Annotated in this window: 22 protein-coding genes; 9 read left to right on the top strand and 13 right to left on the bottom strand. The window is 54.9% G+C overall.

Annotation, left to right across the window (positions count from 1 at the left end):
• The first annotated feature begins 29 nt into the window (after positions 1-29).
• Positions 30-668 carry a carboxypeptidase-like regulatory domain-containing protein gene (locus tag EGT74_RS19910; protein ID WP_123848315.1) on the top strand — a complete coding sequence of 213 codons (639 nt, stop codon included), beginning with the start codon at positions 30-32 and terminating at the stop codon, positions 666-668.
• A gap of 73 nt (positions 669-741) precedes the next feature.
• The gene (locus EGT74_RS19905) at positions 742-1,629 is read left to right on the top strand and encodes a 3-hydroxyacyl-CoA dehydrogenase family protein (protein ID WP_123848314.1); all 888 of its coding nucleotides are present in this window, start codon (positions 742-744) and stop codon (positions 1,627-1,629) included.
• A 197-nt stretch (positions 1,630-1,826) separates the two neighbouring features.
• Here EGT74_RS19905 and EGT74_RS19900 read toward each other — a convergent pair whose 3' ends face one another.
• The 5 genes from EGT74_RS19900 to EGT74_RS19880 all read right to left on the bottom strand — a co-directional run bounded on the left by EGT74_RS19900 (position 1,827) and on the right by EGT74_RS19880 (position 6,865).
• Positions 1,827-2,792 carry a GlxA family transcriptional regulator gene (locus EGT74_RS19900; protein ID WP_123848313.1) on the bottom strand — a complete coding sequence of 322 codons (966 nt, stop codon included), beginning with the start codon at positions 2,790-2,792 and terminating at the stop codon, positions 1,827-1,829.
• A 293-nt stretch (positions 2,793-3,085) separates the two neighbouring features.
• On the bottom strand, positions 3,086-3,280 hold the full coding sequence (locus EGT74_RS19895; RefSeq protein ID WP_123848312.1) for a hypothetical protein: 195 nt from the start codon (positions 3,278-3,280) through the stop codon (positions 3,086-3,088).
• 85 nt (positions 3,281-3,365) lie between these two features.
• A complete protein-coding gene (locus EGT74_RS19890) occupies positions 3,366-4,184 on the bottom strand; it encodes an SDR family NAD(P)-dependent oxidoreductase (protein WP_158618233.1) in 819 nt (272 codons plus the stop codon).
• Positions 4,185-4,245: 61 nt separating this feature from the next.
• On the bottom strand, positions 4,246-5,106 hold the full coding sequence (locus tag EGT74_RS19885; protein ID WP_123848310.1) for a phytanoyl-CoA dioxygenase family protein: 861 nt from the start codon (positions 5,104-5,106) through the stop codon (positions 4,246-4,248).
• Positions 5,107-5,440: 334 nt separating this feature from the next.
• Entirely contained in the window at positions 5,441-6,865 is a 1,425-nt protein-coding gene (locus EGT74_RS19880; protein ID WP_123848309.1) for an amidohydrolase family protein, read from the bottom strand.
• Positions 6,866-6,992: 127 nt separating this feature from the next.
• On the opposite strand from EGT74_RS19880, the gene EGT74_RS19875 reads away from it, so the two are divergent.
• On the top strand, positions 6,993-9,197 hold the full coding sequence (locus EGT74_RS19875) for a glycoside hydrolase family 20 protein (protein ID WP_123848308.1): 2,205 nt from the start codon (positions 6,993-6,995) through the stop codon (positions 9,195-9,197).
• Positions 9,198-9,252: 55 nt separating this feature from the next.
• Positions 9,253-10,164, top strand: a complete 912-nt coding sequence (locus EGT74_RS19870; protein ID WP_246008259.1) for an aldo/keto reductase — start codon at positions 9,253-9,255, stop codon at positions 10,162-10,164.
• A 240-nt stretch (positions 10,165-10,404) separates the two neighbouring features.
• Here the strand turns inward: EGT74_RS19870 and EGT74_RS19865 are convergent, their stop codons facing one another.
• Positions 10,405-11,034, bottom strand: coding sequence for a hypothetical protein (locus EGT74_RS19865; protein WP_123848307.1), 630 nt, complete (start codon positions 11,032-11,034; stop codon positions 10,405-10,407).
• Positions 11,035-11,215: 181 nt separating this feature from the next.
• On the opposite strand from EGT74_RS19865, the gene EGT74_RS19860 reads away from it, so the two are divergent.
• Entirely contained in the window at positions 11,216-13,630 is a 2,415-nt protein-coding gene (locus tag EGT74_RS19860) for an ABC transporter permease (RefSeq protein WP_123848306.1), read from the top strand.
• Between the two features lie 33 nt (positions 13,631-13,663).
• Positions 13,664-14,404 carry a sulfite exporter TauE/SafE family protein gene (locus tag EGT74_RS19855; protein WP_123848305.1) on the top strand — a complete coding sequence of 247 codons (741 nt, stop codon included), beginning with the start codon at positions 13,664-13,666 and terminating at the stop codon, positions 14,402-14,404.
• On the opposite strand, the gene moaA is transcribed toward EGT74_RS19855, so the two are convergent.
• Positions 14,391-15,359 (bottom strand): GTP 3',8-cyclase MoaA, encoded by a 969-nt coding sequence (moaA, locus tag EGT74_RS19850; RefSeq protein ID WP_123848304.1) that lies wholly within the window; start codon positions 15,357-15,359, stop codon positions 14,391-14,393. The two genes, EGT74_RS19855 and moaA, sit on opposite strands and share 14 nt — an antisense overlap.
• Positions 15,353-15,727, bottom strand: a complete 375-nt coding sequence (locus EGT74_RS19845; RefSeq protein WP_123848303.1) for a DUF7009 family protein — start codon at positions 15,725-15,727, stop codon at positions 15,353-15,355. The genes moaA and EGT74_RS19845 overlap by 7 nt, the downstream gene beginning before the upstream one ends.
• Positions 15,728-15,782: 55 nt before the next feature.
• On the opposite strand from EGT74_RS19845, the gene EGT74_RS19840 reads away from it, so the two are divergent.
• A complete protein-coding gene (locus EGT74_RS19840; protein WP_123848302.1) occupies positions 15,783-16,016 on the top strand; it encodes a MoaD/ThiS family protein in 234 nt (77 codons plus the stop codon).
• A 9-nt stretch (positions 16,017-16,025) separates the two neighbouring features.
• Positions 16,026-16,442 carry a molybdopterin synthase catalytic subunit gene (locus EGT74_RS19835; protein ID WP_123848301.1) on the top strand — a complete coding sequence of 139 codons (417 nt, stop codon included), beginning with the start codon at positions 16,026-16,028 and terminating at the stop codon, positions 16,440-16,442.
• Here the strand turns inward: EGT74_RS19835 and mobA are convergent, their stop codons facing one another.
• Positions 16,443-17,027, bottom strand: coding sequence for a molybdenum cofactor guanylyltransferase (gene mobA / locus EGT74_RS19830; RefSeq protein WP_123848300.1), 585 nt, complete (start codon positions 17,025-17,027; stop codon positions 16,443-16,445).
• Positions 17,014-17,490, bottom strand: a complete 477-nt coding sequence (gene moaC, locus EGT74_RS19825; protein WP_123848299.1) for a cyclic pyranopterin monophosphate synthase MoaC — start codon at positions 17,488-17,490, stop codon at positions 17,014-17,016. Before moaC ends, mobA begins: the two co-directional genes overlap by 14 nt.
• A 36-nt stretch (positions 17,491-17,526) precedes the next feature.
• Between moaC and EGT74_RS19820 the strand changes: the two genes are divergently transcribed.
• Entirely contained in the window at positions 17,527-18,735 is a 1,209-nt protein-coding gene (locus tag EGT74_RS19820) for a molybdopterin molybdotransferase MoeA (RefSeq protein WP_123848298.1), read from the top strand.
• A 467-nt stretch (positions 18,736-19,202) separates the two neighbouring features.
• Here the strand turns inward: EGT74_RS19820 and EGT74_RS19815 are convergent, their stop codons facing one another.
• Genes EGT74_RS19815 through EGT74_RS19805 form a run of 3 tightly spaced genes read right to left on the bottom strand, consistent with a single transcriptional unit; the run spans position 19,203 to position 25,481 of the window.
• Positions 19,203-20,657 (bottom strand): rubredoxin, encoded by a 1,455-nt coding sequence (locus EGT74_RS19815; protein WP_123848297.1) that lies wholly within the window; start codon positions 20,655-20,657, stop codon positions 19,203-19,205.
• Positions 20,626-24,165 carry a nitrate reductase gene (locus EGT74_RS19810; RefSeq protein WP_123848296.1) on the bottom strand — a complete coding sequence of 1,180 codons (3,540 nt, stop codon included), beginning with the start codon at positions 24,163-24,165 and terminating at the stop codon, positions 20,626-20,628. The genes EGT74_RS19815 and EGT74_RS19810 overlap by 32 nt, the downstream gene beginning before the upstream one ends.
• 5 nt (positions 24,166-24,170) lie before the next feature.
• Positions 24,171-25,481, bottom strand: a complete 1,311-nt coding sequence (locus EGT74_RS19805) for a NarK family nitrate/nitrite MFS transporter (RefSeq protein WP_123848295.1) — start codon at positions 25,479-25,481, stop codon at positions 24,171-24,173.
• Positions 25,482-25,483: the final 2 nt, after the last annotated feature.

The raw sequence follows: 25,483 nt of genomic DNA, 5'->3' as shown, positions 1-25,483 counted from the left end.
CGGGAGGAACAAATTATCTTAGTACCTACATGCACAAAAAACTGATCATACTTTTTTCCCTGCTGTTCCTGCCGTTTTTGTTAAAAGCACAGCTCAAAGGATTCAGAGACAGCATTATACAGATTTCCGGTATTACCATGACGGCGGACAGCCTGCGTGCCATACCGGCGGTGAGCATCCTCGTGAAGGGGCAAAACCGCGGTACGATCTCAAACAGCCAGGGGGTATTTTCCATCGTCGCATTTAAGGGAGATACGCTGATGTTCAGCGCGGTAGGTTTCCGCCGCAAAAACTATAAAATCCCCGCGGACCTGGTCGGGAACAGTTATTCCATGATCCAGCTGATGACGGAAGACACGGTGTACCTGGCCGAAACCATCATCAAACCTTTCCCCTCCCGCCGCGAATTTGAAAAACTGTTCGTGAGCATGGACATCCCGAACGACATGTACGAGGTGGCCCGTAAAAACAACGAATCCGCCAAACTCCGGGCCCTTGCCAAGTCGATGCCCATCGACGCCGGCGGCGCCTATAATGTATTCATGCAGAAACAGCAGCAGTCCCTGTATTACGCGGGGCAAACACCTCCACAAAACATTTTCAACCCGCTTGCCTGGGCGCAGTTCATTGAATCGTGGAAGCGGGGCGATTTTAAACGGAAAGATTAAGCCTTGCCGGGTGTGAATGGTTTTTCCTTAAATTGCCGCTTTAAATCAGGACCATTCACCAAAATAACTCCTTATGCAGAAAGTAGCTGTGATCGGCGCCGGAACAATGGGCAACGGTATCGCGCACGTATTTGCCCAACACGGTTTTTCGGTTCACCTCGTTGATGTGTCGCAGCCCGCGCTCGACAAAGCCCTGGCGACCATCACCAAAAACCTCGACCGGCAGATCGCAAAAGAAATCATCACCGCAGAAAACAAACAGCAAACCCTCGCTAACCTGCAAACTTTTACCAGCCTTGCTTCCGGCGTACAGGGCGTGCACCTGGTGGTGGAAGCGGCCACGGAAAACGTGGACCTCAAACTGAAAATATTCCGCGAACTGGATGAACATACCGGCCCCGACACGGTGCTGGCCACCAATACCTCTTCCATCTCCATTACGAAAATCGCCGCCGTAACCCGCAAACCGGGCAAGGTGATCGGCATGCACTTCATGAATCCCGTACCGGTGATGAAACTGGTGGAGATCATCAACGGCTATGCTACCGAAAAAGCAATCACGGAGCAGATCACGGAACTGTCGCTGCAACTGGGGAAAGTGCCCTGTGTGGTGAACGATTACCCCGGGTTCATCGCCAACCGCATTCTGATGCCGATGATCAATGAGGCGATTTATTCGCTGTATGAAGGTGTGGCCGGCGTGCATGAAATAGACACCGTGATGAAGCTGGGCATGGCGCATCCCATGGGCCCCCTGCAGCTGGCGGATTTCATCGGTCTCGATGTTTGCCTGTCGATCCTGCACGTGCTGTACAACGGTTTCGGCAACCAGAAATACGCGCCCTGCCCGTTGCTGGTGAATATGGTAACGGCCGGCCACCTCGGTGTGAAAAGCGGGGCGGGTTTTTATAACTATGCGGCCGGTGGTAAAGAGCTGGTGGTGAGTGAGCAATTCCGTTAAAAAGCATGCTGTGCGGATGGTGCTTGCCCTGCGGCGGAACCGGACGCGGTTGTTCGAAAATAAGTTGAATGGGCGGATCTTTTTCCATTGCTCGCGGGAACCGGCAGATGATCAGCCCGAAGAATATTCACTCCAAACAAAAAAGATGCACCGGAATATGGTGCATCTTTTTTTATAAAAATATGATAGCATAAACGTTATCCCGCATACTTGGCCCTGTATTCCTTCGGAGAGAGGCCCACTATTTTTCTGAACACCTGGCGGAAGGCTTTTGCATCTTCATAACCTGCATGCATCATCACGCCGGTGATGTTTTCCTGCTTTTGTTCCAGCAGTTTTTTGGCGGCTTCTATGCGGATGCGCTGGAGATATTCGATGGGTGTGATGCCGGTGGCCAGCTTGAAGCGGCGTATAAAATTCCGGCGGCTTACGGGCAGGTCCCGGATTACTTCTTCCACCGTCACGCGGTCTTTGAAGCGGTTTTCCATGCGGAGCTGCGCTTCAGACACCAGTTCGTCCTGGTGGCGGTGGGAGGGCGACCATACCGCGAAATATGATTGCTGCTCCCGGTCCATATCGATGGCGAAGAGCTTGGCTACGTAGATGGCCACACGCCGTCCGCAATATTTTTCAAGGATGTGGAGCAGCAGGTGAAAAGTGGAAGTGGCGCCTCCGCTGGTGTACACACCGCCATCGTCTGTTACGACGGCTTTGGACAATACATTGATATCTGGAAACTTTCTCGCCAGTTCCCCGGCCGCCGTTACATGGGTAGTGGCATTTTTATTCCGCAACAGGCCGCTGGCGGCCAGCATGAACACCCCGGTGCAAAAACTGGCTACCTCCGCCCCGCCCCGGAACTGCTGTTGCAGCCAGGGAAAGAAGGGGTGATTGTCCTGCAGATGCGACTCCGTATCTCCGGGCTGGAAAGCTGGCACCAGCACCAGATCAGCCTGGCCGGCCTGCTGGATGGGCACCGGCCGGTACTGATCGTACAACAGCTGGTCAGACAGGTGCGGATCGAGGCTCACCAGGGTGAGCTCGAAAAAAGCCTCGCCGGTATTGTCTTTATAAAAGGAATTGACCGTCTGAAATACGTCCAGGATGGCCGCAATGCTGATGTGACGGTACTTTCGGCTTAGTAAAACGGTTACTTTTTTCATTGTCAGGTTGAATTGGCAATTACTAAGATAGGATAATTTTTTGGCACAAATGCCCCCTTTTATTGACTGGTTTGACATCGGCGATTTGTTGCAAGAGGGGTAGTTTTGTATCAGAAAGACTGCCTTTCGCCGTTCGAATAAGATGGACAGGAGGTATCCGCTTGGGCGCGGATACCTTATTTTTTTGCCTGGTATGATGAACCGGGATTACATGGAAGGGTACCGTTTGATGTCGGCTTCCCTCACCGGCATTACACGATATAAAAAGAGCCGGTCATCTGGCCGGCTCTTTTTTAAGTATTGTTTGAATTTGCAAATTCGTACCCGCAGTAGGCACAGTGCGTAAGGCCGGCCTGTTTGGCGCTCCGGGCGCCGCAGGCAGGACAGTCTTTGCCTTTTCGCTGCTGCGTCGCTTCTTCCTGTTCGGGAGGTGGGTGTAACTTTAATTTGTCGATAATACTCAGCGGCTTGTTTGTGTCTTCGTTCATAGCTCTAATGTTTCCTTGTGTTGCTTCTTTCTATAAGGTCTGTCGCTGAGCTAAATATAATAATTTAAATTAAAATGAAAATTAATTATACATGTCCGGTAACCGGTTTGAGCAGCGGTTCTTCCGGCCTGGGGCGGTAAATACCGGCTGCGATTTTTTCCACGAATGCTTTCGGGAAAAACTTCGGCAAGAAGGCGTTGAGCCGGTTGGTAAAACCGGGGATGATTTCGGCTTTACCGGCAAAGAGCCCCTGCACGGCGGTTTTACCCACACTTTCCGGCGTCATGTTGAAACGGCTGGCGATTCTGAGCGTACCGGCGCCCATGCCCGCACGGTTCACAAAATCCGTGTCGGTACTGCCCGGAATGAGGCAGCTCACGGAAATGGGGGACTGCCTGAGCTCGTGGCGGAGGCTGCGTGTGAACGACAGTACGAACGCCTTGGTGGCGGCGTATACGTTGAGGTAGGGCACTGACTGGAAAGCGGTGGTGCTGCCTACATTGAGCAGGTACGACTGCGGGAAGCTGCGCAGGATGGGAATGAAGGCGTGCGATACGGCCACCTGCGTCTTAATGTTCAGGTCGATGATGTTGAGCTGCGAGGAAAGCGACAGTTCTTCGAACCTTCCGTTCAATCCGTATCCCGCGTTGTTCACCACTACGTTCAGCAGCTGGTGATACCCGCCCGTCCATAGTTTCAGCTGATCGGCCGCACCGGGCTGCGACAGGTCCGTTTGCAGGTATTGTGCGTCGATGCCGTATTGTTTGCTGAGCGTTCCGGCTACTTCCCGTACCCCCGGCCCGTCGATATCGGCGAGTAGCAGGGAATATTTTTTTGCGGCGAGCTCCGCCGCGATGGCCCTGCCGATTCCTTTGGCAGCGCCGGTGACGAGTGCGTATGACATGATGTTGTGTTTGAATAATGAAATAATCCGGGCCATGCGGCTGTGCTGTTGATGAAAAATCCTACCGTACGTGCAGTTCCGGTACCGGTGTGTTTTTTGCTGTCGCCGGGCGCAGTTTCAACTGGGCGAGGCGGTGGTAGAAAGGAGTGGGGCTGCCGGCGTGCTTGGGCTGGTACGCCCCCGTGATCACGGGGATGTACATTACCCGACGCCGGCTTTTTTCTCCTGTGAACGGCGACTGTTGTACACGATGCCATAACCGCCCGTCGTGGATCGTGAGGTCGCCGGCTTCAATATCGAAACCCACTTCCTTTTTATCTGGTTGATGATCGATGAAATACTTCTTTCTGAATAAGAGACGGAACAGCCCCTGGTGGTGTGTGCCCGGGAGCACCCGCAGGCCGCCATGTGCATAGGGGCAGTCGTCGAGGTGCAAACCCACGTTGAGCATCGGCATGATGCGGCTGCCAAGGAAAAGGTCACGCGGACTGTCGGTATGCCAGCCGAGCTGTTTGAACTCGCTGCTGGCAGTGTTGAGATAATGGTTCACCACCAGCCCGTCCTTTTCGTTTTCACTGATGCGCCCATCGTATGGCTGCAGCAGTGTTTTCAGCGCGTCGAGCCGTTTGTCTTTGAGGAAATTACTGAGCACGGTGCTGTACTGCGAAGCAAAAGCAATACGCTGGATGAAAGGCCGGCCCTCATCGTCGTGGCCGAATTTGAGGGGAATGCCGTTTACTTTCCGGATGTCGTAGCGCAGGAGCTGGTCCTGCACTTGTTCCGTTTCCCGGATGAAACGTGCTACGGTGGCCTTGTCTACAAAGTTCCTGAACTGAATAATCCCGTGCTTGTTGAAGTATTGCTGCTGTGCAGGGGTAATGGTTCCTTCAAACCGGAACGCGGCGTGTGCTGCCTTTTTCATGGTAAAAAAGTTTGGTTGGTTTTTGAAATAAAATGCATGAGAGTGCCTGCCCGCTATGCAGGTGAATCGATATAATGGCTGGTGCAGTGGGTGTACGGAGAAGCGGTGATGAGCATCAACAACAACAACATGCACCGGGGCGCATGACGTTGATGGCTGGGCGGTAGCTGGCCGGGAGTGATATGTGGTGTGCTGTCATGGTTGGATATTTATTAGTCTACCAATCTTGTGGACAAATATAAAATGAAAAAACCGACACCACAAAAATTTTTTTTCTCCGCAAAAAAAAGCCGCCCGTAATGGCGGCCTTTTTGTTTCTGACAGGATATGGAAATTAGATGCCCTTTGCGGTTTTCTCCGCGGTTGTTGCCAACAGGCCATCCAGTTGACGGCGGTTCAGGAAAATTCCTTTCGTGATGACCGCGTCGATCTTTTGTGTATTGGTAATGTCTTTCAGCGGGTTGGCGTTCAGCAGCAGGATGTCGGCTTTTTTGCCGGCGGCGATGCTGCCGTAGGACTTTTTACCGAGGAATTCCGGTGCGTTGATCACTGAAGCCTGTAACGCCTGTAACGGCGTGAGGCCATACTGCACCATCAGCGCCAGTTCCGTATGCAGGCCGAGGCCGGGATAGGTGTATGAGTTGAGATATCCTGCATCGGTGCCGGCGAGAATCTTTACGCCGGCTTCCTGCAATACGGGCAATACGGAAGCGGATTTGATGAATGCAGCTTTGCGTGCGGCAATGGCTGCGGCATCGTGTTTCAGTATGTTGTTCACGCGGCCTTCGTATGTTTTTTGCAGGCCTTTGCCGATGTACTGCAGGTATGCATCTTTGCGCGGATCGTGTTCGTCGAAGTATGCAAGGAGGTGGCCCAGGCTGAGGGTTGGCGTTACGGCGGTGCCGTGCTGCGCCATGTAGCGGTACATTTTCAACGCGCTTTCGCGGTTATAGGTATCTGTTATCCGCTGGCTCAGGTCGCGGCCTTTCAGCTGGCCGGCCGCTACTTGTGCGGAGATATTTTCTTCTTCTGAAGACCCGGCCTTCAGCAGGTAGGTAATGTGTTCGATGGAGCCGATGCCCGCGTCCACGATCTGTTTCATCGGGATGGCGTAGGGCACGTGGCCGGAAATCACATACCCGCGTTTCCTCGCTTCGCGGATGCTTTCGAGATACAGGGCTGGTTGCAGCGTGTTGTCGGTGATTTTGATAAAGTCGACGTTCAACTGCCGGAGTGAATCGAGGGCGTGGTGAAGCTCTGCGGTGGTGCCTATTTCGATGTCGCCTTTCCAGACGGATTTATAACCTTCGAGTTTGGGGCCTGACGTAAAGATCGTGGGGCCCTGCAGGGTGCCGTTGTTGATGGAGTCGCGCCACTGCAATACGAAGTGGCTGATATCTGCCGCGCAATCGCGCACCGCGGTGATGCCGTGGGCAAGGAAAAGCGGGAGCAGGTTTTTGTTTTCATGGGCGAGTGAGTCGCCGCCGCCGAAATGAATGTGTGCGTCCCAAAGACCGGGCACGGCATATTTGCCTTTTGCGTCGATGACGGTTGCAGCGTCGTAGCGGTTGCGCTGGCCGGCATCGAATACGGCCAGTATGGAATCGTTGCGGATGGCAAAAGCTTTGCCGGTGATCAGCTGTCCGCTGCGCACATCGATGATGGTAGCGGAATGCACCAGCAGGTCGGCTTTGATTTTTTGCGCGGCCAGGGGCCACGCAGGCAATGCCATGAGGATGGCCATGCAGAGTTTCTTCATCGTGCTAAGATAAGCCCCCTGCAAACGGCAGGATGGTACTTTCTGCAACAATCCGGGTGTTTCTGAAAGCGGTGCGGTTTTTCCTTTCATTCACTATCTTCACGCCCGTATTAAAAGGAACAGTGCAATGAAAATAGTAATTAGTGCCATGGTGCTGGCTTTGACCACGCTCGGCGCCGCTGCGCAGGAACCGGCGCTTATTCCCCGGCCGCTGAAAATGGAGCAGAAAGAAGGACGATTCGACTTTAAGAGCAGCCCGCGGATCGTGGCGGACCCAGTGTTCAAACCCGCCGCGGGCCTGCTGGGAGAATATCTCCGGCTGCCTGCCGGAACCGGCGCCGCATCTGCCGGCAGTATCGTTATCGTGAGGGGTAAAGAGAACGGTTACCAGCTGAAAATAGAACAAAACAGGATCGTCCTGTCCGCCCGCCAGCTCGCCGACGCGCTCGACGGCGTGAACACACTGCGCCAGCTGTACCTGCTGAACGGGAGCGACCTGCACCTGCCCGCCATGCATATTACAGACAGTGCGCGTTTCGGGTACCGGGGCATGCATCTCGACGTGTCGCGGCACTTTTACCCGGTGGAATTTATTTACAAGTTCATCGACCTGATGGCGCTCTACAAGTTCAACACTTTCCACTGGCACCTCACCGATGGTGCGGGCTGGCGCCTCGAAATCAACAAATACCCCGAGCTGACGAAAACTGCAGCGTGGCGGACGCATAATTATTGCATGGACTGGTGGGCCAACGGCCGCCAGTATTTACCCGAAGGCAACGCCAACGCTTACGGCGGTTATTATACACAGGAACAGGCCAAAGCCGTAGTGGCGTATGCGGCGAAGCGGGGCATCACCGTTATTCCGGAAATAGAAATGCCCGGCCACTCCGAAGAAGTGCTGGCCGTGTATCCTCATTTGTCGTGCACCGGCAAACCTTATGAGAATTCGGAGTTCTGCCTGGGTAACGACAGTACATTCACTTTCCTGGAAGATGTGTTGCAGGAAGTGATGGCAATTTTTCCTTCCCGCTACATTCATATCGGCGGCGACGAAGCCTCGAAGAAAGCCTGGAAGAACTGCCCGAAATGCCAGCAGCGCATCAAAAAAGAAGGCCTGAAAGATGAGGAGGAACTGCAGAGTTACGGCGTGAGGAGAATGGAAAAATTCCTTGTCGGTAAAAAAAGAAAATTACTCGGATGGGATGAAATCCTCGAAGGCGGATTGGCGCCGGAAGCGACGGTGATGAGCTGGCGCGGCGAAAAGGGCGGCATCACGGCCGCCGAAGCCGGTCACGATGTGATCATGACACCGGGCGGTTATTGTTATTTCGACAGTTACCAGGCCGATCCGGCCACAGAGCCGCCGGCCATAGGCGGTTTCCTGCCGTTATCGAAAGTATATTCCTACAATCCCGTTCCGGCAGAGCTGCATGCAGCGAAGGCCCATCACGTGCTGGGCGCACAGGCCAACATCTGGACGGAATATATGCCCACTACCTACCAGGTGGAATATATGGCCTTCCCGCGGATGCTGGCACTGGCGGAAGTATTGTGGACGCCGCTGCAGCTGAAAAACTGGGACGACTTTAAAACGCGGTTGCAGGCACATTATCCGCTGCTGCAAAAAAAGAACGTCAACTATTACCGCCCTTCCTACCAGTTGCAAATCAAAACCGACATCCGCCCGCAAACCGGTTCCGCTTTGATCACTTTCGATTCAGAACAATACCGGCCGCTCATCTGCTATACGCTCGACGGGAGCACACCTACCGCCGCATCGGCACAGTATGCCGGTCCATTCGAAATCAAAGGCTCCGCAAAAATAAAAGCTGCGATTTTCAGGGATACGGCCATGCAGGGACAGCCCGCTTCGTTGCCGCTGGACTTTCATAAAGCGCTCGGCAAAAAAGTAACGTATAACGAGCCTTATTACAAAGGCTACGCCGCACAAAACGAAGCCACGCTGGTGAACGGTTACCGCGGCTCATTGACCTACGGCGACGGGCAATGGCAGGGTTTCCTGAACAAAGGGCTCGACGTGACGATCGACCTGGAGCAGGCGACGCCCCTCAACAGTTTGTCGGTGGGTTTTATGCAGCTGACGGGCCCCGGTGTGTACATGCCGCCGGCGGTGGAAGTATACACCTCGAACGACGGGCAGCAGTTTACTCTCGCGCAGAAAATAGACAACGATGTGCCGCCCACGCATAACAAACTCATTTTTAAAGATTTTGTATTTGACCTGAAAGGCGCGTCCGCGCGTTATATCCGTGTGAAAGCCAAAACACAGAAGGGTTTCATCTTTACGGATGAGATCATCGTGTATTGATGGGATTCATTTTATTTTTTTCAACGGCCTGATACCGGCGTAAATGGTGTTACATTTGAAATACAATGCAAGCACCATGAACTACCAGGTATTAGGCCGTTCCGATTTAAAGGTCAGTGAAGTTTCTTTCGGCTGTATGTCGCTCGGCTTGAATGACGCAGACAATGCCCGCCTGCTGCATCGCGCGGTGGCGCTCGGCATCAATTATTTCGATACGGCCGATCTGTACGACAAAGGTTTTAACGAAAGCAGCGTCGGTAAAGCCCTGCGCGACCGGCGGAAGGAAGTGGTGATCGCCACCAAGGTGGGCAACCAGTGGCGGGCGGACGGCAGCGGGTGGGACTGGAATCCCCGCCCGGAGTACATCCTGGCGTCCGTGGAAGAAAGCCTGAAACGGCTGGGCACTGATTACATCGATCTTTACCAGCTGCACGGCGGCACCATAGACGACCCTATCGACGATATCATCGCCGCTTTCGAACAACTGCAGCAACAGGGTAAAATCCGTTATTACGGTATTTCGTCCATCCGTCCGAATGTGATCCGCGAATATGCCAAACGTTCCAATATCGTGAGTGTGATGATGCAGTACAGCCTGCTCGACCGGCGGCCCGAAGTGAGCTGCCTGCCCATATTGCAGCAGCACGGCATCAGCGTGGTGGCCAGGGGCAGCGTGGCGAAGGGGTTGCTGATCGATAAACCCGCTACGCCTTATCTGTCGTATTCAGAGGCCGAAGTGCAGCAGGCAAAAGATGCGGTGGCCGCCTTGTCCGGGCCTTTTCGGAGCCCGGCGCAAACGGCGCTGAAGTATGTGCTGATGCATCCGGTGGTCGCTTCCGCCGTGGTGGGCATCCGGACCATGGTGCAGCTGGAGGAAGCTGCCGCGGCCGCGCCACGGCTCAACGAGGGCGAATATGAGCAGCTTACGGCGGCTATTCCCATACAGGACTATGACCAGCATAAATAATTGGTAGGCGTGGTTCACAGAACCTGACCATCCCTGCCGTTTCATCCTCCCGTCCACCTCCACGGAAATCAACGTGAACCTCGACAAAGCGGTGGCGGACATAAAGGCGAAAGACGCGACTTACGGTGCAGACCGCCCCGATACCCGCGGCAGGATCCGGTGGGATAAACAATAATTTTTTATCTGTTCCTCTATATAACTTAGCAACAGGCTGACCGGACTTTTCCGGTCAGCCTGTTGCTATTTCAGGAGCCCCTGCGCCGTCAGCTCATGCACGATGGCTTTGGTGTAGCTCTTCGAAAAATCTTCCACGCTGTTGGGGTTGAAGGTGGCTGATTGCACGGAAAACAGCAATGCTTCCGTTTCCGCATCGTACAGGTTGGTTTCCATGTAATAGGTATTGTCGGTGGTATAATACCCGGGGCTGTACATCATCGGCGACCAGTAATTGTAATATCCCCAGAAGCTACCGTACCAGCCGTAGCGCGGATAAGGTGCATAGGGGCCGGAGCCCGGTACATACCGGCTTTCGCTTTCCTTTTTTACCAGCGTCACCGTATAGATGGCGTCGCAGCCTAACTGCCGGAGTTTGTCGAGCATCACCTTTTTATCCGGCATGTTCTCTTTGGTGAAATTGGGCGGGAACACGTCGCCGCTTTTAACCGCTTTCAGGCCTTTCGCTTCAGCTGCGGCGGATACATGGTTTTCGATGGAGGCTTTTACATTCACACTGTTCACCAGCGCCGCTACAAAAACGGTGTGGTAGGTTTTGGCGGCGGGCTGGTTGGTTTTCCAGAAATTGGTGACCTGTGTGGGGGTGCTGCAGGCACATAACAACGTGAATAACAGGAGCCGGGTTGCAGTTTTCATGATAGCAGGTTTTCTAGTACAACATCCGCCCTGCCCCGTTTGTTGTTCATTTCCGGACAGTCCCTGTGCCGAAAACGGACAACAGGCGGACATGAAAAGATGGTAATGTTTTGATTATCAGCTGCTTTTTACATGGTATTCTGTTTGTGCAACCATACGGATTCTCCTCTAAAACCACTGTATGTTCCGTAGTTACCTGAAAACCGCGTGGCGCAACCTGTGGAAGAATAAGACCTTCTCCACGATAAACATTCTGGGTCTCGCCATTGGTATGGCTGCCTGCATCGTCATCCTGCTGTTCGTGTTTTTCGAACGGGGTTTCGACGGCATGCATTCGAAGAACATTTACCGGCTGTGTGAAGTGCAGAAATACGAAGGAATGGTGGCGCCGCAAAATGTGGCACTCAGCATGTACCCGATGGGCAATACGCTGAAAGAAGAGTTTCCGGAAATTAAAAATTTCGTGCGTGTGCGCGGCCAGGGCGAAGTGGATTTGAACTATGAAGGCAAGCGGCTTTTTACGGAAAAGCTGCTGATCGTGGACTCCACTTTTCTGCAGGTGTTTGATTTCAAAACAGTAGACGGTCAACGGGAGTCGATGCTGATGAAACCCAATACCATCGTATTGACGGAGGCCCTTGCGGAAAAACTGTTCGGTGATGCCGACCCGATGGGAAAAACGGTGATGCGTTACATTGGTGATACAACGGCCCTGATGGTGACCGGTATTATCAAAAACGCACCGGAAAATTCGCATCTGCAATTTGAAGCGCTCGTTCCTTTCAGCACCATCTATCATCCGCGGATGTCACAAAACTGGGGCGGAAACTGGCTGACCACTTACCTGGTGCTGGCAGATCATGTGAATGTGGCGGCGATGGAGAAAAAATTCCCTGATTACCTGAAAAGGCATATGGCGGCGGGCGACAGCTGGAGGTTTTATGAACTGTTCCTGCAACCACTGAAAGAAGTGCATGCTGGTTCCTCCAACATCACCCACGATTATCTCAATGCAAAGAAATTCGACAAACGTTACACGTATATTTTTTTCATCATTGCGGTGATCATCCTGGCGATTGCCTGCATCAACTTCATGAACCTCTCCACCGCCCGTTCCGCCGAACGGGCCAGGGAAGTAGGCGTGCGGAAGGCCGTCGGCGCGCGCCGTTTCCAGTTGGGCTGGCAGTTTATCAGTGAATCGATCCTGCTCACCCTGATGGCGATGGTGTTTGCCGTATTGATCGTAAAGCTCGTGCTGCCCTGGGTGGGCGACTTCAGCGACCGTGCGCTGAAACTGCCCTTGTTCGGCAACCCGTTCATACTGCCTGGCCTGATTGCAGCTACATTGCTGGTGGGAGTGTTGGCGGGCCTGTACCCGGCCGTTTACCTCGCTTCTTTCGAGCCGGTCAAAGTATTGAAAGGTTCGCCCAAAGTGGGCCGCAACAAGGGCACACTGCGCAACGTGCTGGTGGTGGTGCAGTTTTCCGCCGCCGTGTTCCTCATCATCGCCACCATTTTCGCCCTGAAACAGTTGCGTTTCATGCAAACCCGCGATCGTGGGTTTACTGGCGAGCAGGTAGTGCTCATCCGCCTGGATAATGAGACGAACGGAAAATATGAAGCCATGAAGCAGGAGTTGAGCGGCAACAGCCTTGTCGGCGGCATTACCGCCTCGCAACAGCGGCTGGGCAACAATATTCACCAGAGCGGCGTAGCCTTTCACAGCGGCGACGGCCCGAAGCGGGAACTGACTTCGTCCACCGTCGTGGTCGATAAAGACTACCTGCGGGTGTACAAGATCCCCGTCTTGCTGGGTAGCAATTTTTCACCCGATGCCGGCGCCAATGCGAAGGAATATGTGATCAATGAAACGCTGGCGAAAGAGCTGCTGAAAGACAGCAAAAAGGGTGCAGGGTATGAATCGCTGATCGGCAAAATGTTCGGCTTCGGGGGAATGGACTCTACCGGCCGTATCGTCGGCGTGTCGAAGGATTTTAACTTCAATACCCTGCACCACAAAATCGAAACCCTCGCCATGTTTAACCAGAAAGACTGGGGATATGGTGAAATGTCTATTCGCATCAATGGCGGCAAGGCCAAAGAAACCATCGCATTTGTGGAGAGCGTCTGGAATAAACACGTTACCGGTCATCCATTCAAATATACTTTCCTCGACGAGCATTTTGCCGCTATCTATAAGGCAGATCAGCAGGTGAGCGTGGTGGTGGGCGTACTGACCGGCCTGGCCATCATTATATCCTGCCTGGGTTTGTTCGGACTCGCCTCATTCGCCGCCGAACGCCGCATCAAAGAGATCGGTATCCGCAAGGTGCTGGGTGCCAGCGTGCAGAACATCGTGATGATGCTCAGCCGCGACTTTGTGAAGCTGGTGATCGTAGCCAACCTCATTGCCTGGCCGTTGGCCTGGTTCGGTGTGCGCCGCTGGCTCGAAGACTTTGCGTACCGTATCGATGTGAGCGCCTGGGTGTTTATCATCGCCGGCGTGGTGGCGGTCGTCATCGCATTGTTCACGGTCAGCTTCCAGGCTATCCGGGCGGGGCGTATGAACCCGGTGCAAACACTGAAAGCGGACTAAGAATTCTGCGCATGATTTCGTATCATTGTTTTCATGCTGATTGAGCTCTGCCTGCTGTTTTTCGCCATTGCATTGATTTATTCATCCGCCGGTTTCGGCGGCGGTTCGAGTTACCTCGCCATCATGGCGCTAGCGGGGGTGGGTTTCCTGCTCATGAAAACCACGGCGTTGTTTTGCAATGTGGCCGTGGTGGCCGGCGGGGTGTACCACTTCGCAAAAAACGGGCACCTGCCCCTGAAGAAAGCACTGCAGCTCAGTATCGTCAGCATACCGATGGCTTTTGCCGGCAGTTATTTCCCGCTGAAGCAGCAGACCTTTTTTCTGTTATTGGGCCTCGCCCTAACGCTGGCTGCGTTACTGATGATATTCCGGCTATTTTTCGAAAAACAGGCGCACATCCGTCAGCAAAGCGCATTAACCTACAGCCTCATCGGCGGCGGCATCGGTTTGCTTTCCGGCATGACCGGCATCGGCGGCGGCATTTACCTGGCGCCCGTGCTCCGTTTGGGCCGGTACGACACCGCGAAGAACATCGCCGGGCTCAGCAGTTTTTTTATTCTCGTGAATTCTATTGCGGGCCTGGCAGGACAAGCGGCGAAAGGGGCGATGGCGTTCCAGTGGAGTTTTACGCTGCCTTTGCTGGCAGCGGTGATCGTCGGTGGACAGGTAGGTTCGCGGATGAGTGCGGCGTGGCTGAAACCCCGGTGGGTGGAGGCATTCACGGCAGCGCTGATTCTGTATGCCGGGGTCCGTTTGTTGATCACCCGCCTATGAGCGACATGCTTTCCCGGAGCATCGGGCGGTTGAGTGCGGCGGCTGCAAAGCCGTCTTTCTTTTTTTGCCACACGGCGTCCTGCAAGGCGGATAGCAATGCTTCGTCGGACAACCCGTTGCGCATCCCATCCCTGATATTCATAACATCACACCCGTAAAGGCAAGTCTTGATCCCGCCGGTAGCCGTGATCCGGAGACGGTTGCAGCTGCCGCAGAACGTTCTGCTGTAGGCCGGTATCACGCCAATGTGGCCGAGATGGCCGGCGATGCTGTAGTTCAGTGAGGTGCTGCCGGGGGCGTCGGGTATTTTATGCAGGTCGTGTTGTTCGCCGAGGATGGCCAGTATTTTTTGGTAGTGCCATTGTATACCGGAGAATCCTTTCTCCTGGCCGTTGAATGGCATTTCTTCGATGAAGCGTACTGAAACGTTGTTGTTCGCGGTGAGTGCCGCGAACTGATGCAGTTCATCAGTGTTCACACCATCCATAACCACCATGTTTATTTTGACGTCCATGTTGTGCAGGAGTAGGGTGTCGAGTGTATGCATGACCGCACTGAACTGGTTGCGGCGGGTAATTTGAGCGAACCTTTCAGCCTGCAGCGTATCGAGGCTGAGGTTGATTTTCCGGATGCCGAGCGCTTTTAAAGCCGGCACGTAATCCGCGGTGAGTACGCCGTTGGTGGTGATGGAAATGTCGAACATGGGCGCCAGCGAAGCCAGCAGTTGCAACAGGTTTTTACGGAGGAAGGGTTCCCCGCCCGTAATGCGCAGCTTGTCTACGCCGGCGGTATGCAGCAGCTGCATGCTGCGGAGTATTTCTTCGTATGATAACAATGCCTCTCGTTCCATAAAATGCATGTGCTCCGGCATGCAGTAACTGCAGCGGAGGTTGCACCGGTCGGTCACCGACAGGCGTACATAGCGGATGGTGCGGTGATGTGAATCTGTCAGCATGTGTGGCCGTTCAAAGGGTTGTCGAAAGCCTGGCTTTCATCTTCGTCCCGTTCCGTCAGGCATTTAAAGTCTTTTTCGACGAGCAGCTTCAGCACGGAGCCATCGGGATTGGTGATGACGGCGTCGAAGCCGGTGAGGTTACTGCCAGTCCACGCCTGTAACTGTTCCGCCGGAATGGAGAGGTGAACGGCAGTGCCTTCCAGCCGGATGGCAGGTTGTTGGATATCTGCCCTGGCGCGGATACAAAAATGAAGCGCGCCGGCGCCGATGCAGGTCTCCTCTTCCACCTTGCCCTGCACCTCCAGTGTGGCGATATCCGCTTTGTCGAGCCGGTACCGGATGCTGTTGCCTCTTATCCTGATTTTCATATTTGTTTTCTTTAAATGAGCTGTATGAAATTGAATATTTATGTAGCTTTATCGTATGAGAGTAATGTTATTCGGCATCATGAAAGACATTGTGGCGGCGGGCTCCCTGACGGTACCGGAACAGCTGTCCGACGTAGGCGCACTGCGTACCTGGCTGCTGCAGGAATATCCCGCCATGAAAAACCTCCGCGCTGTGATGATCGCCGTTAACAAGGCTTATGCCGCCGATGGTCAGCCGCTTGCGCCCGGCGACGAAATTGCCATCATCCCACCCCTCAGCGGCGGTTAATCTTTTTACATGGAACATTGGATCAGCATAGCAGACAGCATTACCGTGCAGGAGGCGATCGATTTTGTACAATCGCCGGCCAGCGGTGGTATTGTCACTTTTACAGGAACTGTCCGGAATCAGACGCAGCAAAAATCCGTGCATAAACTTTTTTTTGAGTGCTATGAGCCGATGGCCGTGCTTGAACTGGAAAAAATCGCAAAGGCCGCCGGTGAAAAGTGGCCTGTGCAGCGCATGGCCCTGTTACATGTCAAAGGGGAAAAGCTGCCCGGCGAAGTGGTCGTGGTGATCGCCGTTGCAGCCGCCCACCGCGCCGCTGCCTTCGAAGCCTGCCAGTTCGCCATCGATACCCTGAAAGAAACGGTGCCCATCTGGAAAAAAGAATTTTTTGATGACGGGGAAGTGTGGGTGGCCGCACATCCCTGATTAATTGATTTTCCGCAACGCCTCGCGCATCTCCTCCGGCGTGTTGGCGTTAAACTGCTCATCCGCATAAGGATTGTCCAATACCGCCGTATCTGCGAAATGCAGCGTTTTACGCGGACAGGTTTTCCCTTCTTCATAATCTTTCCTCAGTTGCTCCAGGCCCGCCGGTTCCCAGATGGCAATCAGCGGTTCGGGCATGTTATTAAACGGGCTGAGAAAAGCAGTAGCCAGCTTTTCGGGCCGCCGGTGCTGTAGCAGGTACGCAATGCTTTGCGGCCCGATCAGCGGCAGATCGCAGGCCAGCACCAGCCACGATGCGGAAGGGTGGAGCGCATGCGCACTCAACAGGCCTGCCGAAGGACCGGCGCCGTCCACACTGTCGGGGATGATGTTCGTTGCACCGGGAATCGTTTGATCGGCCCGGCATGAAAGGTGCACTTCCGGTACGAAAGCCAGCAGCAGATTGGCGAGATACTGCCATTGCGGAAGGCCGTTGTGGTAGGCGATGCTGCTTTTGTCGTGCTGCATGCGTGTGCTGCGGCCGCCGCATAAGACGAGCCCTTTCAGGTGATTATCCGATGTCATGTTTGCCGCCGGTTTTACTGATGAGTCTGGTGTGAACGATCTCCATGTCGTGCGACAAAGCCTTGCACATATCGTACACCGTCAGTGCCGCCACGCTGGCGCCTGTGAGGGCTTCCATTTCCACGCCCGTTTTGCCGGTGGTTTTTACCGTGCAGCGGATGACGGCTTCCGAGCCTTCCACCGCAATGTGTACCTTGCAGTTTTCCAGCACCAGGGTATGGCAGAGCGGGATGAGGTCCGGCGTTTTCTTTGCGGCCATGATGCCTGCGATCACCGCCGTCTGGAATACTGCCCCCTTTTTGGTGGTCAGTTCCGTGCCGTCGAATTGCTGCAGCACGGCGGGCGGCAGGTAAATGCGGCTTTCCGCTTCAGCCGTTCTGACGGTAGCATTTTTTTCTCCCACGTCCACCATCTGCGGTTTTCCTGTTTCGTCGAGGTGGGTGAAGCTTGATGCATTGGCCATAATTGAATAATTTTATCAAAGCAAAATTCGTTACAAATGATGATGCGTGTTCCTGATGCTTTTGCCGCCGTATTGGCTGCTGCCCGCGACTTCGGTACAGAATCCGTTCCTTTCGACGCGGTGGCGGGCAGGGTGCTGCGTGAACGGGTAACAGCCGACCGTGCTTTCCCGCCTTTCGACCGGGTGACGATGGACGGTATCGCTATTCATTTCGACAGCTACCAGCGCGGCCAGCGGATTTTCGGGCTAGAAGATCTCGCCGCCGCCGGCATGCCGCAATTGCAGCTGGCCAATTTCGCGGACTGCATCGAAGTGATGACCGGCGCCGTACTACCCGAAGGTACTGATTCCGTCGTTCCCTACGAACACCTGGAGATAACCGAGCACGAGGGTTTCCGGCGCTTCAATATCCTGAAGCCTGTTGCGGCAGGCCAGAACATTCACCGCCTTGGTTCCGATGTGCCCTCCGGCGCCACCCTGCTGGAGCCGGGTATCGTTATCGGTGCGGCTGAAGCGGGTGTACTGGCCACTGTCGGCAAAACGGAAGTGACCGTCAGCCGCCGGCCCCGTGTGATGCTCATTGCCACCGGCAACGAGCTGGTGCCCGTTGCCGATACTCCCGAGCCTCACCAAATCCGCATGTCCAACATTTTCAGCCTTCGTGCCGCTTTACAGCAGGCGGGCATTGAAGCGGAATACCTGCATCTGCCAGACGATACGGCCCATTTGCGGGAGGCCCTCGGCACGCTGATCGCAAAAACGGATGTGCTCGTCTGCACGGGCGCTGTTTCTGCGGGGCGCTTCGATCATCTGCCGGATGTGCTGCTCTCGCTGGGCGCCAAAAAGGTGTTTCACGCGGTGCAGCAGCGGCCCGGGAAACCACTCCTGTTTTGTACTTTCAACAACGGGCCGGCGGTGTTCGGTTTGCCCGGCAACCCGGTATCCGGTTTCATGTGCTGCTACCGGTACGTGCTGCCGTTTCTGAAAACCTGTATGCGGCAGCTGCCGTCTCCGCAGGAATTTGCCGTGCTGGAAGAAGACGTGGTGTTCGATAAACCGCTGGAATATTACCTGCCCGTGCGGCTTTCCATGTCACCCACGGGTGTGCTGTCCGCCCGCCCTGTTCCTTACCATGGCTCCGGCGACCTTGCCAGCCTGCTCCATGCCGATGCTTTCCTGGCGCTGCCTGCGGAGCAGGATACTTTCCCGAAGGGCAGCAGTCTTGCTGTTTGGCGCTTCCGGTGAATATTGCATTCAAAGATCTTATGTGTTTACCTTCCTTGGGTGGTTCATGTCTACGGATGTTTTATCAGTATTTCATTCCGGTACACCTGGTTCTGGCTGATATTCATCAGGAAATCGGTTGTTCTTCAGTAAAACAGCACAACGCATTATCCTGTGTTATTTGTTCCTCCGTACTCTCTCCGCCGGGTTGTTGCGTTACTAGAACAGCAGAACGCATTATCCTATGTTCTTTCGCCCTCCTTTTTTTTACACACCACCGGGTTGTTGCTTTATTAAAACAGCGCAACGCTTTATCCTGCGTTGTTATTCCTCTGTTTTCTCACACACCGCCGGGTTGTTGCTTATTAAAACAGCGCAACGCTTTATCCTGCGTTGTTGTTCCTCTGTTTTCTCACACACCGCCGGGTGGTTACTTGAGTAAAACAGCACAACGCAATATCCCGCGTTATTTGTTCCTCCGTTTCCTCTCACACTGCCGGGTGTCTCAGCGAGGCCGCTGCTATTTCTTCAAAGTCTTCTTTCCCCGTTCCGCAGATGTAACAGCTAAACGAATCCGGTAATGCGGCAAACGCGGTACCCGGACTGATTTCCCGGAACGGATCGCCCGCCGCCTCATCGTATACCGTAAAGCAGCCCGGGCATTGGTGTAGCGGTTTTTCATCCACCCGCACCACCGGCGGTGCCTGTTGCCGCGCATATTGCTGTAATACGGGCTGTTCGCTGCCGATCTCATAAAAGTGTTTGCAGAGCGAAACGATATACGGGCCGAGATGTTCCTTTAGTACGTTGTTCCGGTATACGGTGAGGCCGGCCGCATTCGGGTTGAAGTCGGCCTTGTACAGGATGTCGTACCGCTGCATGTATTTCAACCTGCTCTGGTACCGGTTTTCCTGCCGGCGGATGAGGATGGCGCCGAACTGGCCGCCGGCTTCCTTTACCCGAATACTGAAACACAGGCCGTACGTGCGTACGTCTGCCGTGTCGAAGTGGCGGATGATATGCCTTTTGAGGATGAGGCTGTCTTCACAGTTATCGGCCACCTGCCAGTTCAGTTCATTGGCTGCATGCCGCACGTTGATATTGTATTTGCCCAGCACATAATCCCAAAGCTTGCGGTGCGCTGGCTCAATGTTTTTGATGATGACGGATTTCCAGGGTGTGGCGTACAGCTGCCCGATGCCCGTTTCGAGGCAAACGGTACAGATATCTTTCAGGAAATCCACGGCGAACGTCTCGTTCCGCCGGTAAATACCCAGCCAGTACTGGTTGCCCTGCCGGTTAAAACCTTCGTAGTAGGGCAGGTGAAAGGCCGGGAGCTCCAACGGCTGGTCGAGCGGGCGGCTGATGTATTCCGGCGGCTGTTGCGCGATGGCTTCGGGCGTTTCACCCGCCAGGCGCGTTTCGAGCTCGCGGCTGAGGGCGGCGATGCTGTTGGTATAGATGAGCGCGGGCCAGCAGAAAGTGTTTTCTTCTCCCGGTCGGCGGATGTAGAGGTACCAGTAATGCTGGTGCGGCGACGATACCCAGTTCAGGTGCCCGGAGAAAAAAGGACAGAAAGTCTGCTGGCTGTCACAGATGTTGATCTTCAGCGACGGCTGGTAGTTAAAGAGGTCGAAAATGTCTTTGTAAATCCCTTCCGTCAGCCAGCTGTCGGCCACAAAAATATTCGCGCCGGGATAGGAACTGGTGATGTTCGGTGCGCCATCTTCCGCCGGCTGCCAGCTGATGTGATACGTTTTACAGGCGGCCGCAAATTTCTGCAGCTGCGTTTGCGCGATTTCGAGGAACAATTCCTGGCGCAATCCGAAGCGCACTTCGCCGGCTTTCGCCGCTTCCGCTATCTCCAGCAGCTGCAGCAAATAGCCGGGCGAAATAATGCCGCCGGTGAAATTAATGCGGATGAGTTGTGACTGCCTGGCCATGTGTTTGCAATTGAGTTTTGATTTTCGGTTTGCAGGCGCCCAGCAGGTTTTGTACCTCCGGCCTGCAACTGCCGCAGCCCAGGCCCGCGCCGGAAGCGCGGCAAAGCGATTCCAGCTCGGTGTGCCCTTCGCGTATTTTTTCCTGGATATTCCCTTCTCCCACGTTCCCGCAGGAACAAACGAGTTTTCCCATGAGCGCCGCGCCTTTCCGCCCGGAGCGGAGCAGCTGAAGACGCTTTTCCGACAGTTCCGTTTTCTGGCGGATGAGATCGCAGAATTCCTGGAACTCCGACTTGTCGCCGATGAGAATCGCACCCACCAGCCTGTCCTGGTGTATGATACATTTTTTATAATACCGGTGGCTCTTGTCGATGAACACTACTTCCTCGTAAGCCTGGTCCGGCGGGGTTTCCACCATGCCCATGGAACAAAGCTCCATGCCCTGCATTTTAAGGATGTTCATGAAGAGCGAACCTTCGTAGTACCCGGAAATGTCGCCGCCGAGGTGCCGCGCCACCACGCCGGCCTGCTGTTCCGCCGCGGCGGTGATGCCGTAGAGGATGTTGTTGCAGGATGCGATTTCGCCGATGGCGTAAATGCCCGGGTCGCTGGTTTGGAGGTATTCATTCACCACCACGCCGCGGTTGCACTCCAGTTGTGCGGCCTGCGCCAGTTCAATGTTCGGTACGGTGCCGATTGAGATCACCACGGCCTGGCAGGCAATGCTGCGGCCGCTTTTGAGGCGTACGCCTTCTACTTTCCGGGTGCCGGCGAACTGTTCTATTTCGTCCGTAAAATAAATGTCGATGCCCCGGTCCTTGAGTTCTTCGTATAACAACTGGGCGCCCAGTGCGTCCAGCTGCCGGTCCATGAGGCGGGAAGTACGTTGTATCACCGCCACCTCCATGTTCATTTCGCGGAGGGAAGCGGCGAGCTCAATGCCCAGCAGGCCGCCGCCGGCGATGACGATTTTTCCGCCGGCGGGGTCGATGTGCCGGAGAAAGGCATCCGCGTCCATCCGGCTGCGCATGGTGAAGATGCCGGTTAAGGGCGGCGTGTCGCGAAGGGTGGCGGCGCGGCTGCCGGTGGCCAGTATCAGCACATCGTAGGTATGCGTAATGCCTTTGCTGTCCGTCAGTACTTTGTTTTCGCGGTCGATTTTTTCGATGCTCAGGCCGCGGTGCAGCGTGATGTCGAAGTTCCGTTCTTCCGCTTCCGACATTTTTATCAGCTGCGCCCACTGACGGGCGCCGCTGATATAGTCGGGAAGCATAACGCGGTTGTAAAAAGGCAAATCTTCCTTGCTGAATACGGTGATTTCGTCTCGCTGGTTCAGCTGGCGGTACGATTTTACAAATCCATACGCCCCTGCGCCCGCGCCGATCACGACGATTTTCTGTACCGGTTTTTCATAACGTGCAACTGCTACGGCGGTGAATTTCAGGTCCGGCTGCTTGGATACCGGATCCACGAGGTTGTTGGTCAGGTTGTTGGCGCGATGTAAATCATTGTTCAGTATTTTTCCCCAGTGCATGGGCAGGAACACCACACCCTTTTTGATGGTGGTGGAGAGCAGGGCTTTTACTCTTACCATGCCGTTGCCGCTGGTCACTTCCACCATGTCGTTTTGCCGGATGTTGCGTGTACGCGCATCGTCCGGGTGGATTTCGAGGAACGCGGCGTCGATATGCTGTTTCAGTTTGCTGACTTTGCCCGTTTTGCTCATGGTGTGCCACTGGTCGCGGATGCGGCCGGTAGTGAGTATCAGCGGGTAGTCGCGGTCGGGTGGCGCGGAGGTGTTCTCATCACCGAAGCTGTGTATCACCGCTTTCTGATGCGCGGTATAAAACTGGTGATCGGTGAAGAGACGAGGAGTGCCATGGCCCGTTGCGCCTGCCGGGTAAGGCCATTGTACGCTCCGCTGTTCGCGCAGCACGTTGTAGTTCAGGCCGGTGATATCGATGTTGGTGCCTGCGGTAAGCCGGCAATGTTCTTCGTATATGGCCGACACATGCGGGTAATCGAACCCATGATAGCCCATTTTCTGTGCAAACCGGCAGATGATCTCCGAATCGGGCAGCGCTTCTCCCGGTGCGTCGGTGATTTTGGTGAGGTAACTGATGCGGCGCTCCGCGTTGGTCATCGTACCTTCTTTTTCCGCCCAGGCCGCCGCGGGAAGCACAACGTCCGCATACCGCAATGTTTCCGGCTTGTTGGAAATTTCCTGCACCACCACGAACATGGCCTTTTGCAGCGCGGCTTCCATGAACCGCGCATCGGGCAGGCTCACCAGGGGGTTGGAGCACATGATCCAGATAGCTTTCAGTTGTCCGCTATGCATGGCCTCGAACATTTGTGTGGCGGTGAGGCCGGGTTTGGGCGAGAGCTCTCCACCGCCCCAGAAGGCCGCCACTTCGCGGCGATGCTCCGGGTTGTCGAGTACCCGGTGGGCGGGGAGCAGGTTGGCCAGGCCGCCCACTTCGCGGCCGCCCATCGCATTGGGCTGGCCGGTGAGCGAAAACGGCCCGCTGCCCGGTTTGCCGATGTGGCCGGTGATGAGGTGAAGGTTGATGAGACTGAGGTTTTTCCGCACGCCAACGGCGCTCTGGTTCAGGCCCATCGTCCACATCGTCATAAATCCTTTGGCGCCTGCGATGTGGCCGGCCGCCGCATAGATATCGGCGGCGTCGATGCCGCAGATGAGCGCGGCCTCTTCAATGCTGCGCTGCATCACGGCTTCGCGGTACGCTTCAAAACCTTCGGTGTGCTGGTGGATAAAAGCAGGATCCGTTTTTCCTTTTTCGATCAGTATCCTTCCGAGGGCGTGGTGCAGCACGATGTCTGTACCGGGATTGAGCTGCAGGTGTACGTCGGCCATGGCGCAGCTTTGTGTAACGCGCGGGTCGCTCACGATGATTTTGAGCCGTGGGTTGGCGGCACGTGCGGCTTCTACCCGGCGCCACAAAATGGGATGGCACCAGGCCGGATTGGCGCCGGCAACAAAAATGCAATCGGTATGTTCGATGTCGTCATAACTACCGGGCACCGCATCTTCCCCCAAAGCCATTTTATACGCGGCCACCGCACTGCTCATACAAAGCCTGGAGTTGGTGTCGATATTGTTGCTGCCGATGAATCCCTTGATCAGTTTATTCACTACGTAATATTCTTCCGTCAGGCACTGACCGGATGCATAGAACGCCACGGATTCGGGCCCGTAGCGCCGGATGATCTGGCTGAACACGGCGGCCGTTCTGCCAAGCGCCTGGTCCCACGAAACCCTTTGCCGCGGAAGGTTCCGGTTGTACCGCATTTCAGGGTGCAGCAACCGGTCGGAAGTATCCATTACGGTGTAATGCAGGTTCATTCCTTTGGAGCATAACATGCCCCTGTTCACCGGATGGTCTTTATCTCCCTCTACCGTTAATTTTCCCAGTCTGTCCCGGTGTACTACGATGCCGCAGCCGACACCGCAGTAACAACAGGTTGTTTTGAATGAATCCTGCATGCTGTTTAATGTTTTTCAGTCACCAATACGGGTTGCGGCTGAGCGGCGGCGCCGGCGGTGGCCGGCTGTTTGCCGAAGCGCGTCAGCAGCACAATTATACCGGTCGCAATTACCGCGTAGCCGATGTAGCTGAAGGCCTGCTCGTAGCTGATGGATTCCGATTTGAACAGGAAGCCGAAGAGCATACCGCCCAGGTTGCCGCCGGCGCCTACGATGCCGCTCACGAGCCCCACGTTCTTTTCATTCACAAACGGCACAATGCCGTAGGTGGCGCCGTTGGCCATTTTCAGGAACAGGGCGAAACCCAGCATCGCGATGATGGCGAGGGTGAGGGAGGCCGCTTCTGCAAAAAGCAACAGACCGCCGCCTTCCGCCAGCAGCACAAAAGCCAGCAGGGTGCCTTTGCCTTTCATACCCTGTTTTTCACCCACCCTGTCCGACACGAAACCGCCGAGGGCGCGGGCGAAGACGTTCATCAGCCCGAATATCCCGGCCCAGAAACCGGCGCTGGCCTGCGAAAGATGGAAAGTGTCCACGAAGTGCAGCGACGCTACGTTGTCGAAAGTGATTTCCATCCCGAAGCACATGGCGTAAGCAAGCGTTAATGCCCAGATGCGCCAGTCGGCCAGTACCGTCCAGTCGGTTTTTGTTTTCACGGTATTGCGGCCGATCTCGTCGTAGTTGCCGTCCGGCGTGTCTTTGGTGTATTTCGCATAGAGGTAGGCCACGGCCAGCATCATACAGCCCGGTACGATCATCGCGAAGCGCCAGGCCTGGTGATTGGTGTACCCGAATCCCACGATCGCCGCGAAGATCAATGGCATCACCATGTTCGTGACACCGCCGCCGAGGTTGCCCCAGCCGCCGGCCACCGCGTTGGCAGTGCCTTTGATACGCGGAGCGAACATCATGGAGGTATGGAACTGCGTGATCACGAAAGATGCGCCGATCACGCTGATGGCCAAACGGAACATCAGGAAAGACACATAGTCATTGGCGAGCCCCACAAGGAATACGGGGATGGAACCGAACAGCAGCAGCCGTACCGCGGTTTTGCGCGGCCCCCAGGTATCGCAGAGCCGGCCGATAATCAGGCGGGCGATGATAGTCCCGGAAACGGACACGATGATAATATTGCCGACCTGCGATTTGGTGAGGCCGAGATCTTCCCGGATGGTAGGCATCAGCGGCGCGAGGCCGAACCAGCCGAAGAAACATACGAAGAACATCAGCCAGGTGATATGGAAACTGCGCATCTGGATGGTTTTCAGACTGAAGAGCGCAATTTTTTCGAGCGGTTTATTTTGAAAGGTCATGT

Source organism: Chitinophaga lutea, from assembly GCF_003813775.1.
Taxonomy (GTDB): Bacteria; Bacteroidota; Bacteroidia; order Chitinophagales; family Chitinophagaceae; genus Chitinophaga; species Chitinophaga lutea.
The sequence above is the reverse complement of the archived record's forward strand: the minus strand, read 5'-3'. Positions and strand labels throughout refer to the sequence as shown.